This window comes from Aestuariivirga sp., from assembly GCF_047602625.1.
In the GTDB taxonomy this organism is placed as follows: Bacteria; Pseudomonadota; Alphaproteobacteria; order Rhizobiales; family Aestuariivirgaceae; genus Aestuariivirga.
The window spans coordinates 434,610-447,685 of the sequence record NZ_JASGGV010000002.1; the positions used below are offsets into that span (position 1 = coordinate 434,610).

At 62.6% G+C, this 13,076-nt stretch carries 16 protein-coding genes and 1 tRNA gene; 14 read left to right on the forward strand and 3 right to left on the reverse strand.

The genetic code is table 11. The annotated features are described in order from the left end of the window. The first annotated feature begins 21 nt into the window (after positions 1 to 21). The 7 genes from QM694_RS06950 (at position 22) to QM694_RS06980 (ending at position 5,819) form a co-directional block, all read left to right on the forward strand. Positions 22 to 1,008 carry a WecB/TagA/CpsF family glycosyltransferase gene (locus QM694_RS06950; protein ID WP_415006219.1) on the forward strand — a complete coding sequence of 329 codons (987 nt, stop codon included), beginning with the start codon at positions 22 to 24 and terminating at the stop codon, positions 1,006 to 1,008. Positions 1,009 to 1,042: 34 nt separating this feature from the next. Next, on the forward strand, positions 1,043 to 2,536 hold the full coding sequence (locus QM694_RS06955; RefSeq protein ID WP_415006220.1) for a phosphomannomutase/phosphoglucomutase: 1,494 nt from the start codon (positions 1,043 to 1,045) through the stop codon (positions 2,534 to 2,536). Positions 2,537 to 2,595: 59 nt separating this feature from the next. After that, positions 2,596 to 3,717: a glycosyltransferase gene (locus QM694_RS06960; protein ID WP_415006221.1), complete on the forward strand. Its 1,122-nt coding sequence runs from the start codon at positions 2,596 to 2,598 to the stop codon at positions 3,715 to 3,717. 65 nt (positions 3,718 to 3,782) lie between these two features. After that, positions 3,783 to 3,856: transfer RNA gene (locus QM694_RS06965), tRNA-Gln, on the forward strand. Positions 3,857 to 3,913: 57 nt separating this feature from the next. Then, positions 3,914 to 4,465 carry a hypothetical protein gene (locus QM694_RS06970; protein ID WP_415006222.1) on the forward strand — a complete coding sequence of 184 codons (552 nt, stop codon included), beginning with the start codon at positions 3,914 to 3,916 and terminating at the stop codon, positions 4,463 to 4,465. A gap of 34 nt (positions 4,466 to 4,499) precedes the next feature. Further along, positions 4,500 to 5,048: a DUF6790 family protein gene (locus QM694_RS06975; RefSeq protein ID WP_415006223.1), complete on the forward strand. Its 549-nt coding sequence runs from the start codon at positions 4,500 to 4,502 to the stop codon at positions 5,046 to 5,048. 114 nt (positions 5,049 to 5,162) lie between these two features. Continuing rightward, positions 5,163 to 5,819, forward strand: a complete 657-nt coding sequence (locus tag QM694_RS06980) for an outer membrane protein (RefSeq protein WP_415006224.1) — start codon at positions 5,163 to 5,165, stop codon at positions 5,817 to 5,819. Between the two features lie 91 nt (positions 5,820 to 5,910). On the opposite strand, the gene QM694_RS06985 is transcribed toward QM694_RS06980, so the two are convergent. After that, positions 5,911 to 6,414, reverse strand: coding sequence for a hypothetical protein (locus QM694_RS06985; protein ID WP_415006225.1), 504 nt, complete (start codon positions 6,412 to 6,414; stop codon positions 5,911 to 5,913). A 140-nt stretch (positions 6,415 to 6,554) separates the two neighbouring features. Here QM694_RS06985 and QM694_RS06990 point away from each other — a divergent pair, with 140 nt between their 5' ends. Then, positions 6,555 to 7,352, forward strand: a complete 798-nt coding sequence (locus tag QM694_RS06990) for an inositol monophosphatase family protein (protein WP_415006226.1) — start codon at positions 6,555 to 6,557, stop codon at positions 7,350 to 7,352. Positions 7,353 to 7,377: 25 nt separating this feature from the next. Here QM694_RS06990 and QM694_RS06995 read toward each other — a convergent pair whose 3' ends face one another. Next, complete coding sequence (locus QM694_RS06995; RefSeq protein ID WP_415006227.1) at positions 7,378 to 7,785, reverse strand: hypothetical protein; 408 nt, start codon at positions 7,783 to 7,785, stop codon at positions 7,378 to 7,380. Positions 7,786 to 7,966: 181 nt separating this feature from the next. On the opposite strand from QM694_RS06995, the gene QM694_RS07000 reads away from it, so the two are divergent. Beyond that, positions 7,967 to 9,373, forward strand: coding sequence for an amidase (locus QM694_RS07000; RefSeq protein ID WP_415006228.1), 1,407 nt, complete (start codon positions 7,967 to 7,969; stop codon positions 9,371 to 9,373). Here QM694_RS07000 and QM694_RS07005 read toward each other — a convergent pair. Then, positions 9,370 to 9,546: a YdcH family protein gene (locus QM694_RS07005; RefSeq protein WP_415006229.1), complete on the reverse strand. Its 177-nt coding sequence runs from the start codon at positions 9,544 to 9,546 to the stop codon at positions 9,370 to 9,372. The two genes, QM694_RS07000 and QM694_RS07005, sit on opposite strands and share 4 nt — an antisense overlap. A 109-nt stretch (positions 9,547 to 9,655) precedes the next feature. Here QM694_RS07005 and QM694_RS07010 point away from each other — a divergent pair, with 109 nt between their 5' ends. The 5 genes from QM694_RS07010 (at position 9,656) to QM694_RS07030 (ending at position 13,074) form a co-directional block, all read left to right on the forward strand. Further along, complete coding sequence (locus tag QM694_RS07010; protein WP_415006230.1) at positions 9,656 to 9,871, forward strand: YdcH family protein; 216 nt, start codon at positions 9,656 to 9,658, stop codon at positions 9,869 to 9,871. Positions 9,872 to 9,915: 44 nt separating this feature from the next. After that, positions 9,916 to 10,380, forward strand: coding sequence for a 5-(carboxyamino)imidazole ribonucleotide mutase (gene purE / locus QM694_RS07015; protein WP_415008585.1), 465 nt, complete (start codon positions 9,916 to 9,918; stop codon positions 10,378 to 10,380). Continuing rightward, complete coding sequence (locus tag QM694_RS07020) at positions 10,380 to 11,465, forward strand: 5-(carboxyamino)imidazole ribonucleotide synthase (RefSeq protein WP_415006231.1); 1,086 nt, start codon at positions 10,380 to 10,382, stop codon at positions 11,463 to 11,465. The genes purE and QM694_RS07020 overlap by 1 nt, the downstream gene beginning before the upstream one ends. 78 nt (positions 11,466 to 11,543) lie before the next feature. Continuing rightward, entirely contained in the window at positions 11,544 to 11,801 is a 258-nt protein-coding gene (gene rpsU, locus QM694_RS07025) for a 30S ribosomal protein S21 (RefSeq protein ID WP_415006232.1), read from the forward strand. Between the two features lie 85 nt (positions 11,802 to 11,886). After that, positions 11,887 to 13,074 carry a right-handed parallel beta-helix repeat-containing protein gene (locus QM694_RS07030; protein WP_415006233.1) on the forward strand — a complete coding sequence of 396 codons (1,188 nt, stop codon included), beginning with the start codon at positions 11,887 to 11,889 and terminating at the stop codon, positions 13,072 to 13,074. Positions 13,075 to 13,076 lie beyond the last annotated feature (2 nt).

The following is a 13,076-nucleotide window of genomic DNA, read 5'->3' on the forward strand; positions in this document are numbered from 1 at the left end:
CAGCCATTCCGCAAATGATCCGTGAAAAGAGTGATGGACCAGAAGGCCTTTGACCGCCCGCTCCACGTCGTGCACGGCATTCCGCTGGATAGCGTGGGCCTTGAAGGCGCGATGGCGGTGATCGACCGCGCCATCGCCGCGCGGAAGCCCCTGCTGCTCTCCACCCCGAACATGAACTTTTACACGCTGGCACAGCATGACGCGGCCTTCCGGCAATCGCTGTTCGCCAGCGGGCTTTGCCTGGCCGATGGCGCGCCGGTGGTGGCGCTGGCGCGGCTGGCGGGTGTGCCGCTGCCCGGCCGCGTGGCAGGCTCTGACCTGTTTGAAGCCCTGCGGGACAGGCGCACGGCGGCACCCATCAAGGTTTATCTCTTCGGCGGACCGCAAGGTGCTGCGGAGAAGGCGGCAGCGGCGCTGAATGCATCGGCCAAGGGTGTCATCTGCGTGGGCTGGGCTTCGCCTGGCTTCGGCACCATTGCCGAGATGAGCACGGATGCGATCCTCTCAAAGATCAACGCCTCGGGCGCCGATATGCTGGTCATCGCCCTCGGTGCGCAGAAGGGGCAGGCGTGGCTGATGCACAATGCCGGGCGCCTTACCGTTCCGGTCCGCACCCATCTGGGCGCCGTCGTCAATTTCGAGGCAGGCACCGTGGCGCGGGCGCCGGCGCTTTACCGCAAGCTGGCGCTGGAATGGCTGTGGCGCATCAGACAAGAACCGCGTCTTGCCGCCCGCTATCGCGACGATGCCTTGACCCTCGCCCGCCTGTTCACCACCCGCAGCCTGCCGGGATTTCTTTCCCGCCCCCGCGACAATGATGCATTGCCAGACCGGATCCGTGCCGCGCTGACGAGCGGCATGCTGGATTGCACAGGGCTCGGGAGGCTTTCCACCGGTGACCTTGGCCAGATCGCCGAACTGAAACGGCGCATGGGGCCATCCCTGCTTATGCAAAACGTCGCGCCCGCTCTTGAGCATTGCTTGACCATCAACGGCCTGTGGCCTTGATGCACCGCGCGCGCCACCCTATGCCGGACCAGCCATGATTCCCAAAAGCGGCCTCAAACCCAATAGCGTGGCCTATGAGCGCCACCCCGTGATCGCCCCATCGGGCTTTCGGGAATATGACGCGCGCTGGCTGTTCGGATCTGATCTCAACCTGCTCGGCGTGCGGCTGCTGGGGCTGGCGCTGGGCACGCTGCTCAACCGCCGGGGCATCGAGCCGCGCATCGTGACGGGCCATGATTACCGGAGCTATTCCGCAAGCGTGAAGGATGCGCTGATCGTGGGGCTTCTGGCCTCGGGCTGCGAGGTGCATGACATTGGCCTCTGCATCACGCCCATGGCCTATTTCGCGCAATTCGATCTCGATGTGCCCGCCGTCGCCATGGTCACGGCCTCGCACAATGAAAACGGCTGGACCGGCGTAAAGATGGGGCTGGACCGCCCGCTCACCTTCGGCCCGGAAGACATGGCAATGCTCAAAGCCATGGTGGCGGCAGGCGATGTGGAGCGCCGGAGCGGCGGCGCGCTGATCGACGTGGAAGGCCTGCAGGCGCGCTACATGGATGACCTGTGCAGCGGGCCCAAGCTCAAGCGCCATCTCCGCACGGTCGTGGCCTGCGGCAATGGCACGGCGGGGCCTTTCGCGCTGGAGGTGCTGGCCCGGCTTGGCTGCGACGTGATCCCGCTCGACTGCACGCCCGACTGGACCTTCCCGCGCTACAATCCCAACCCCGAAGATCTCGCCATGCTGCATGCCATGGCGCAAGCGGTGCGCGAGCGCGGCGCCGATCTGGCGCTGGGCTTTGACGGCGATGGCGACCGCTGCGGCGTCGTCGACAATGAGGGCCATGAGATCTTCGCCGACAAGTTGGGCGTGCTTCTGGCCCGGGATATGGCGGCGGAACATCCCAACGCGCGCTTCGTCGTGGATGTGAAATCAACCGGGCTGTTCACCACCGATCCGGTTTTGAAGAGCCTGGGCGCCACAACAGAATACTGGAAAACCGGTCATTCCCACATGAAGCGACGCACGCATGAGATGGGCGCGCTGGCGGGCTTCGAGAAATCTGGGCACTATTTCCTGCGCGCGCCGCTGGGGCGCGGCTATGACGACGGGCTTCTCTCGGCCATCGCCATCTGCCGCATGCTTGACCGCAATCCCGGCAAATCCATTGCCGATCTTCACCGCGGGCTTCCCAAGACGTGGAGCACGCCCACCATGTCGCCGCATTGCGCCGATGACGCGAAATATGGCGTCATCGCAAGGCTGACCGCGCATATGGAGCAGCTTCACCGCGCCGGCGGCACACTGGCGGGAGAATCGATCGCCGGCGTTTCCATCATCAACGGCGTGCGGGTGACGCTCGAGTCCGGATCATGGGGGCTGGTGCGCGCCTCATCGAACAAGCCGGAACTGGTTGTCGTGTGCGAAAGCCCCGTTTCCGAAGCCCGCATGCGCGCCGTGTTCAAGGCGCTGGATGGGGAACTCTCCGCCTATCCGGAAGTGGGCGCCTACAACCAGAAAATCTGAACCGTCACACAGCCGTCACGCGGCGCAGTCACGGAAGATGGCGTGAAAGCCAGCCTGACATGACTCTCGCGTTTCTGTTTCTCGCCTATGCCATCATCGCCTTCGCGGCTCATCTCGTGTCATGCCTGATGGTGGGGCGGCGGGCGTTGAAAGCCGATCTGCCAACGGATGATCTGCCGCCAGTTACCATCGTGCGGCCCATTTCGCAGGCCGATCCCTATCTGCTCCAGACGCTGGCCAGCAGCTTCGCCGTGCGCGGCGACACCGAAATCATCTTCTGCGCGGCACGCGAGAGCGATCCGGCTGTGACGGTGGCGCGCGCCCTCATCGCCCATCACCCGCAGGCACGGCTGCTGACCGGCGATGCGCCCATCAGCCAGAACCCCAAGCTCAACAATTGCGTCAAAGGCTGGCATGCGGCGAAACATGATGTGGTGGTGTTCGTCGATTCCAACGTGATGCTGCCGGAGGATTATCTCTCCCGCATGCTGGGCGCATGGGACGATGGCTGCGGCATGGTCACCTCGCCGCCCGCGGGCGAGCGTCCGGAAAACTTCTGGGCCACGGTCGAATGCGCCTTTCTCAACACCCATCAGGCGCGCTGGCAGATGTTTGCCGATGAGATCGGAATGGGCTTCGCGCAGGGCAAGAACCTGATGTTCCGGAAATCGATCCTCGATCCGCTGGGCGGCATCGAGGCCTTGGCGCGCGAACCGGCAGAGGACGCCGCCGCCACGCGGGCGTTGCGCAATGCCGGCTATCACATCCGCCTCGCCCCCGTGCCGTTTCCGCAGCCGCTGGGGAAACGATCGTCACGGCAATTCTGGAGCCGCCAGGTGCGTTGGGCCAAGCTCAGGCGCGCCACGTTCCCCGCACTCTATCTTCCGGAAATATTGGCGGGCGGTGCCTTGCCCGTCCTGGCCTTCGCGGCAGGTGCCGCCCTCCTCGGCAGCAGCCCGTGGCTCGCCGCGCTGGCCTTCGTCTCCATCTGGATCGTCACCGAGCTGGCGCTCGCCCGCACGCTGAACTGGCCCGGAGGCTTCCGCATGGCGCTTGCCATCGCCGTGCGCGACGTGATGATCCCCATGGTGTGGATCGCCGGATTCACCGGCAACGGCTTTGAATGGCAGGGCCACCGGATGAGCGCCAGCCGCGCCAGCCCCGCCCCGGAATCGCCCTGAAAACCCCTCTTGCGGAGCGGAAAGCCCGCCGCTAGAAGGACGCCCACCGGCGAGCCCGTTCAGCTTGGGGGATCGTCTAACGGTAGGACAGCGGACTCTGACTCCGCCAGTCTAGGTTCGAATCCTAGTCCCCCAGCCAACGGTTTTCGCCGAACCAGTTGCAGATCCACTCCTTCAAATTTCCGGGGCAAGCTTCATGGGCATTATTCTCGCATTCGCGCCGTTTCTTGCTTTTGCGGTGATTGATCGCCTGTTTGGCTCGGTGGAAGGCTTGCTCGCAGGGGCGCTGGTTTCCGCCGTGTTTTTACTGCGCGACTGGTTCGCGAAGAACCAGACCCCCAAGATTCTCGAAATCGGCACTTTCATTCTGTTTGCCGGATTGGCGCTTTATGCCCTGCTCGGCAATCCCCAATGGTCGATCTTCAAAGTGAGGCTGCTCGTCGACGGGGGCCTGCTGCTGATCGTGCTGGCAACACTGGTGCTGCGCCAACCCTTCACGCTGCAATATGCCCGCGAAGGAGTGCCAAAGGAATTTTGGGACAGGCCGGAATTCTTGCGGACAAACGACGTCATCACCGCTGTGTGGGCGCTGGCTTTCGCCGCCATGGTGTTCGCCGACCTGATCCTTCTCTATGTGCCGCAATGGCCACCCAAAGTCGGCATTCTCATCACCATCGCGGCGCTCGTTGCGGCGGTGAAGTTCACCAAGTGGTATCCGGCCCGGGCCGCGTCCGGTTCGCCAGGCTAAGCGTGAACTCATTAGGCAATTGACGGAGACCATAATGGCCGATCTCATCAAAAGCCTGATCACCTTCGTCCTCTCGAACTATTCTCTCACCTTCGTGGTGATCGGCCTGCTGTTCTCGCTGGCGGCCATCGCGCGCGCGGCGAAGCCGGTGCCGCGGGCGCTCGTGGTGGAAAAGCTGATCTCGTGGCACATCTTCTGGGCCATCGGCGTGTGCTTTCTCTACAATTTCGTGATGCACAGCTATTTCGGCAAAATATCCGCCGCCTTCATCGGCTGGGCCGACAGCCCGTTCCAGCTGGAAGTGGCCACCGCCAGCCTGGGCTTTTCTGTCGTTGGCTTTCTCGCCGCCTTCCGCAGCTTTGACCTGAGGCTCGCGGCGATCATCGGCCCCGCCATCTTCACGCTGGGCGCGGCCGCAGGCCATATCTACCAGATGGTGACGGAAAACAATTTCGCGCCCGGAAATGCGGGCGTGGTGTTCTATATGGACATTCTCATTCCGCTGTTCGGCTTCGTGCTGCTCTGGCTGCAAAGCCGCAACATCGCGGAGGTGATGTCGCGGCCGATCTTTACTGGCAAATAGCCCTTATCAGCACTTTGTTAGCTCTAAAATCCCCCGCCACTGTTGCGCCGGGGTTACAGCCAGCCCCTGAAATTTTGAATAAGAATAAAGCCATTGGTTGTGAGAGTGAGCATCATGGTGCGTTTGGGTGTGGGTTTTCTTGCGGCGCTGCTGGTGTCTTCATCGGCGATGGCTGCTGATGTGACGATGCCGGTCCGTGATTGGACAGGCCCCTATGTTGGCATTCAAGCCGGATATGGCTGGGGGAAGTCTGACTGGAGCTTTCTGGACGGGGGCACAGCGACGAAGCACGATATAGACGGCTTCGTGGGTGGCGCTCATCTCGGATATGACTTCCAGCATGACTCGATTGTCATGGGCCTCGTCGGCGACGTGAACTTTGGCGATGTGAACGGGTCTTCGACTTGCCCCAATGAAGACTATACCTGCAAGACCTCGGTCGATTTCCTCAGCACGATCCGTGCCCGGATCGGCGTGACGCCGGCCGACGGCCTGCTCATTTACGCAACGGGCGGTCTTGCGATTGGGGATGTTCACTCAAAAGCGCCGAGCGCCAGCAACACCTACAAGGGCTCACAGACCTCGCTTGGCTGGACGATCGGCGGCGGCGCCGAATACATGATCACCGATAATGTAAGCGTGGGCGCCCAGCTTCTGTATGTCGATCTTGGAAACAAGAAATCAGACCTGAAGTTCGACGGTAGCAATGACCCATTCAAGGACAAGCTTGATATGGTTGTTGCGCAAGGAACTCTCTCATTCCGCTTCTGAATTCCCGAAGGCGGTTTAATTTTGATGGCCGGGGCATTGCGCATGTCCCGGCTTTTTCTTGAGTGGTGAGCACTGAAGCACGAACGGCGTGTCACTCCGCCTTCCGCACCGCCACCAGCACATGCGTCGCCGACGCGCCGCTGATCTGCACGGTGGCCGGCCCTGCATCAAGCGCGAAGCGGACGCTCTTGCGCAGGTTGGGGCAGCCTTTGGCGCCGCTGAAATCGGCGGACGGCTTGAACGCCCCGTTCTGCACCACGTCGAGCCACGCCTCTTCCGAGAGCGTGATCTGATAGGCCGCGGCTTCCGGCAGATTGAATTGCAGCACCGCGCCGTTGGGCGCGACGTCCTTGGGCTTCCGTTCAGGCGGCAGCACGAAACCGGCCTTGGCGCCGTCCACCAGCGTGACCGCGAGTGCCGAGGCTGGCAATTCCGTGAACGATGCGCCCGTCTCCACCGCCGGAATATTCGCCGCCGTGAACCACTGGCTTTCCTGCGCCAGCGGCCATTTGAAGGCGGCGCAGCCCTCGCCCGCCGCCAGGGCCCTGCTGCCCAGCGCCAGCAAGAACACACCCGCCAGGAAAGCCTGCATCATTCGCCCCGCCATGCCGAAACCTCCGCCTTGCGTTATTCCCGCCGGAATATACCGTGCGCAGGCGTCGCCGGTCTATCGCTTCCCTTGGCCTGCCGGACCTGCTATCCCCCGCGCCCTCAACGCAGTGAGGATTTTGCCCCGTGTCCACGTCTCCCGCTCTCACCGTCATGATCGCCGCCGTCCGCAAGGCGGCGCGCGGCGTCCAGCGCGATTATGGCGAACTGGCCAATCTGCAGGTGTCGGTGAAAGGCCCGGGCGATTTCGTGACCGCCGCCGACAAGCGCGCCGACAAGACGCTGCGCGAGGAACTGGCGAAGGCAAGGCCCAACTATTCCTTCCTCACCGAGGAAACCGGCGTCGTGGCGGGCAGCGATCCCGAACACCGCTTCATCATCGACCCGATCGACGGTACCTCGAACTTCATGCACGCCATCCCCATGTTCGCCATCAACGTGGCGCTGGAACGCAAGGGCGAGCTGATTGCCGCCGTCACCTATAATCCGGTCACGGATGAATTATACCACGCCGAAAAGGGCCAAGGCTGCTTCCTCAACAACAAGCGCCTGCGCGTCTCGGCGCGGAAGGACATTCACGAGGCCGTGGTCTCCTATGAGATGCCGCACCGCGGCGGCAAGGATCTGCCGCTGTCGCGCGCCGAAGCGGGCGCATTGCAGGCGAAAGTGGTGGGCATCCGCTCCATCGGCTCCGCCGCGCTGGCGCTGGCCTATGTGGCGGCCGGCCGTTTCGATGCCTTCGTGTGCCGCAACATCAACCCGTGGGACATGGCGCCCGGCATTCTCCTGGTGCGCGAAGCGGGCGGCTTCGTGGCCGATCCCTCGACTGAGGCGAACCCCATGGAGTCCGGCCACATCCTCGCCGCCAATGCCGAACTGCTGCCGCAGATGAAGGCGGCGCTGGCGGAGTCATCGAAGTTTTAATCCAGTCGTTCAGAGTGGCCGCTCATCAGTCCTGAATGGAATTGGCGAGAAACTGTTCTGTTTCTTTGTTGAGTTTCGTCGCCGAGCGAATGGCATCAAAGTCCTGGTGCGTGATTCTGACTTTGCCGTCTGGCGGCATCGTTTTTACAAACGGCCTGATGCGTGGATTCGCCATAATCCATACGCGGGATTTTCCGCCGCTGGACAGCACGCCAACCAAATCATAACCCTCGTCATCGGCCGCCTTGACGAGAACAATCGGCTCAACGAGCTGGCCTTGGTACCTTGAACCGGTTGACTGAAGAACAGACCATTCATGGTAGTTTGCGAGTTCATTGTCAGGGTCGTTGCAAATTGAATAAAGGCTCCAAGAGACGAGCGCCATCGCGCTTGAGACTACAAAAAACAGAATGTTCCAGCCGGATATCCGCATTGATCACTTTCCAATGAAGGGCGCAGGCGGGCCCGTAAATCCAGCATAGCCCAATCGGATGAAGTAAACGCGGGCCTTGTGAGATACCGCGAGAATTGCCACGTTTTACACACCCGCCGCCTTGACATGGCGCACGCTTCCCCCTTCTCTCCAAAGCTGGTGATGGAGAAATTGGAGCATCATGTCTAAAGAGCTGAACTGGAAGAGCGCCACGTCGCTGGTGCGGGGCTACCGGAAAAAGAAGTTTTCGCCCGTCGAGGTGGTCAAGGCGTCTCTCGCCCAGATCGAGCGGCATGAACCGGCACTCAACGCCATGTGCGGCATCCATGCCGATGAGGCGCTGGCGGCGGCGAAGGCCAGCGAGTCGCGCTGGCTGAAAGGAGAGCCCATCGGCCCCGTCGATGGCGTACCCACGCTGGTGAAGGACCTGCTGCTGGTGCGCGGCTGGAAGACGCTGCGCGGCTCGCGCACCGTCGATCCCAACCAGGCATGGGATGCCGATGCCCCTTGTGTGGCAAGGCTGCGCGAATCGGGCGCCATCCTGATCGGCCAGACCACCACACCGGAATTCGGGTGGAAAGGTGTCACCGATTCCCCCTTGACCGGCATTACGCGCAATCCCTGGGATGTGAGCAAAACCTCAGGGGGCTCCTCCGGCGGCGCCTCGACTGCGGCAGCGGCAGGCTATGCGCCGTTGACGCTCGGCACCGATGGCGGCGGCTCGATCCGCATTCCCGCCGGCTTTGCCGGAATCTTCGGGCACAAGCCCTCCTTTGGCCGCGTGCCGGCCTTCCCGCTCTCGCCATTCGGCACCGTCGCCCATGTGGGGCCGATGACCCGCACGGTGGAGGATTCGGCGCTGATGATGAATGTCATCGCCCAGCCCGATGCGCGCGACTGGACATCGCTTCCCTATGATGGCCGCGACTATCTCGCCAAGCTGGGCAAGGGCATCAAGGGCCTGCGCATCGCCTACAGCCCCGCGCTGGGCCATGCCGAGGTCGATCCCGAAATTGCCGCGCTGGTGAAAAAGGCCGTGACGGTTCTGGAAGAGCTTGGCGCGGAGGTGGAGGAAACCGATCCGGGCTTCGCCGATCCGGCGGCCTGCTTCCGCACACTCTGGTGGTCGGGCGCCCGCGCCCTGCTTGGCAGGTTGCCGCCGGAGAAAAAGGCGCTGCTCGATCCTGATCTCGCCAGTGTGGTGGAGCAATCCATGGCGATCTCGCTCGACGATTACCAGGACGCTTTGAAGGCGCGCGGCGAATTGGGCAGCCAAATGCGCCAGTTCATGGAACGCTACGACCTTTTGGTGACTCCCACCCTGCCGATTCCAGCTTTCGAGGCCGGCTTGCTCGCGCCACAGAAGGACAATACGTCGAAGTGGGTGAACTGGACCCCCTTCTCCTATCCCTTCAACCTCACCCAGCAGCCAGCCTCAAGCGTGCCCTGCGGCTTCACAAAAGCCGGGCTCCCCGCAGGCCTGCACCTCGTCGGACGCATGTTCGACGATATGACGGTGCTGCGCGCGTCACACGCCTATCAGGTGGCGACGGACTGGCTGAAGAAGAAACCGGCGCTTGTGTCTTAAGCGGCCTGATTCTGTTCGAGGCGGGTGATTTCGTCTTTGATCTTGAGCTTGCGCCGCTTGAGTTCGGCGATTTCTTCATCCGAAGAGGCCGGGTGGGTGATCGCGTCTGCAAGTTGGGCCTCAAGGGCCTTGTGCTTGGCGGCGAGTTCACCGAGGTGGGATTGAAGGCTCATAGATCTTCCTCCACTCATGCTTCGACAACAGGATGATGACACAGACGTGGGGGCTTGTCGAACCCTTGACAAGGGCATAGTTCATGATCCCGAACAGGGCGGGGAAATCGTGGTAAAACTCGACACGTTGCAGGAAGTTGCGATGCGGGCGAAGCTGCAGGTCCTGCTGCAGCAGCACCGCGATCTCGACACCGCCATCTTCTCGCTGGAGCAGACCGGCACCGGCGACCAGCTGCAGCTCCGCCGCCTCAAGAAGATGAAGCTTGAGTTGAAGGACAAGATTCAAGTCATTGAAAACATGCTCATTCCCGATATCATCGCCTGACAGGATTTCGCGTGGCAAAACCCGTTTCTGACGTCGCCATCATCATGGGCAGCCAGTCCGACTGGCCGACCATGAAGCACGCCGCCGACACACTGAGCGAGTTGGGCGTAGCCCATGACACGCGCATCGTCTCGGCCCACCGCACGCCCGACCGCATGGTGGAGTTCGCGAAATCCGCCAAGGCGGCGGGCTTCAAGGTGATCATTGCGGGTGCTGGCGGCGCGGCGCATCTGCCCGGCATGACCGCCTCCATGACGCCGCTGCCGGTGTTCGGCGTGCCCATTGAATCGAAGGCGCTGTCGGGCAAGGATTCGCTTCTTTCAATCGTACAGATGCCGGCGGGGATTCCGGTTGGAACGCTGGCCATCGGCAAATCTGGCGCGGTGAATGCCGCCCTCCTCGCGGCAGCCGTGCTGGCGCTTTCGGATGACAGGCTGGCGGCGCGGCTCGAAGCCTGGCGCGCCAAGCAGACTGCCGCCGTGGCCCATGCGCCGGTGGACGCCTCCTGATGCGGCTGGAGACGCCTCTTCCGCCCGGCTCCACCATCGGCATTCTGGGCGGCGGCCAGCTTGGGCGGATGATCGCCCTGGCCGCAGCCCCGCTTGGCCTCAAGACGCATATTTACGCCCCCGAAGCTGACAGCCCGGCGTTTCAGGTTTCGGATGCCCGCACCATCGCGCCTTATGAAGATCTGGATGCGCTGGATGCCTTTGCCCGCGCTGTCGATGTCATCACCTATGAATTCGAGAACGTGCCGGGCGAGACGGCGGCGTTTCTCGAAGACCGCAAGCCCTTGGCCCCCGGCTCTCTCGCGCTCAAGACGGCGCAGGACCGGGTGGATGAAAAGACCTTCATCGCCTCCCTCGGCATTCCCGTGGCGCCCTTCGCCGCCGTCGATGATGAAACCTCGCTGGGTGCCGCCATTGCCCGCACCGGACGGCCGTCGATCCTGAAAACCCGCCGCTTCGGCTATGACGGCAAGGGGCAGGTGGTGATCCGCGAGGGCGACGGCATTCTCGAAGCTTTTGACGCCATCGGGCGGCAGCCGGCAATTCTCGAGGGCTTCATTTCCTTTGACCGCGAAATCTCGGTGATCGCCGCCCGCGGCTGGGACGGCGGGATTGCGGTCTATGACGTGCCCGAGAACGTGCACCGCAATGCCATTCTCCACACCTCGACTGTTCCCGCCGCGATTCCGCCTGCCCTTGCCGATGAGGCGCGGGAGATCGGTGGCCGCATCATCGCGGCGCTGGATTATGTGGGTGTCATCGGCATCGAGCTGTTTGCGGGCGAAGGCGGCCTGACGGTGAATGAGATTGCGCCGCGCGTTCACAACTCAGGCCACTGGACCATGGATGCCTGCATGGTCTCGCAATTTGAGCAGCATGTGCGCGCCATCTGCGGCTGGCCGCTGGGCAATCCCGCCCGCCATTCCAACGTGGTGATGACCAATCTTCTGGGCGATGACGCGCACCAGTGGCAGGCCCTTGCCGCCGAGCCAAACTTGGCCCTTCACCTCTATGGAAAGGCCGAGGCGCGGCCCGGCCGGAAAATGGGTCATGTCAACCGCCTGACCCCTCGACAGGGCAGATAGCCTATGCTATGCCGCCGCCACTTCCGGGGCCCCTAGAGGGCCCTTTTGCCCGTTCAACACGAAATTCGAGGTTATCGCTTGCAAGTCGTCGTCCGTGACAACAATGTCGATCAGGCCCTCAAGGCGCTCAAGAAAAAGATGCAGCGCGAGGGCATTTTCCGCGAGATGAAGCTGCGCGGCCATTACGAGAAGCCCTCCGAGAAGAAGGCCCGCGAAAAGGCGGAAGCCGTGCGCCGCGCCCGCAAGCTGCAGCGCAAGAAGCTGCAGCGCGAAGGCCTGCTGCCCATGCCGAAGAAGGTAGAAATGCCCGCCCGTGGCCCCCGCGGCCCGCAATAAGCATTCGGCCATTCAGGTTTCCGGGGCCGCCCTTGATGAAAGGCGCGGCCCCAATTGTTTCATAAGGCAGGTACATGGTCGGGCCATGCCGCGCGCCCTGCTCCTGTTGCTGCTGATTCTCTTCGCCCTTCCCGCGCGGGCTGATGACACGGCCGCGCTTCAGGCCACGCTCGACGCCGGAAAAACCGTCACGCTGGAGCCCGACCGCACCTATCACATCCGCCGCAGCCTGGCGATCCGCCACGCCGGAACGGGCATCATTGGTGATGGCACCGCAACGCTTGTGATGGATTCGGACGCCGGGGCCTTCGACAACGCCTCGGCTTCCGCGCGCGACCGCTATGGGCCGAACGCCGTGGGCATCATCGCGCGCGGAATCGACCGGCCCATCGTGCAGGGGGTGCGGATTACCTATGCGGGCGGCATCGATGACCGCTATGTGAAGGCCATCGCCTTCCGCGATTGCACCAATATCGTTCTCGACCACAACGAGGCGTGGAATTTCACCAAGTCCTGGGGAATTCTCTACATCGGCGGCAGCACCGGCGGCAGCGTGAGCTTCAATACCATCCGCGACAGCACCACCAATTCTTTTACCTTCGGCCAGATCACCGGCATCGAGTTCGACAATGACGACAAACCTTCTTCGCAAATTCGCGTCGAGGGCAATGACATTCACGATCTCACGGTGGGGCCGCAATTCCTCAAGATGTTTGGATACCAGACCGACGGCATAAACACCGTGCGGCAGGGCACATCGCATCTGGTGATCGTAAACAACCGCATCAACCATGTGGGCGAGGCCATCGATCATTTCGGCAACAGCAGTAGCATCACTGGCAACCGCCTCTCGCGCTGTTATAATTTCTGCATCAAGCTGATCCACGGCGCGCGCTTCAATTTCGTGCGCGGCAACCAGATCAGTGGCGCCGGGCTGGGCGGCATCGTGCTCGCGGTTTCGGCAAAGAGCCCGCAGGATACGCTGGGCAATGTCATCACCGGCAATGTAATTTCAGGCATCGATCCCGACCATGCCTGGGCAGGCCACCCGGCCTTCGGCATCGGGCTGATGTCGGCACCCGGCGCGGCTTTTGGCTCACGCAACAACCGGATCATCGGCAATCTGATCGATCTCAGGAACACCGGAGCCATCGGCCTGCGCGCCGTGGGCCGGAGCGGCGCCGGCAATTGCTTCCGCGCCAATATCGTGCTGCACGCCCGCATCCGCGCCACATGGCTCAACCCGTCCGTGGCGAATTGCCGGGCTGAATAGGC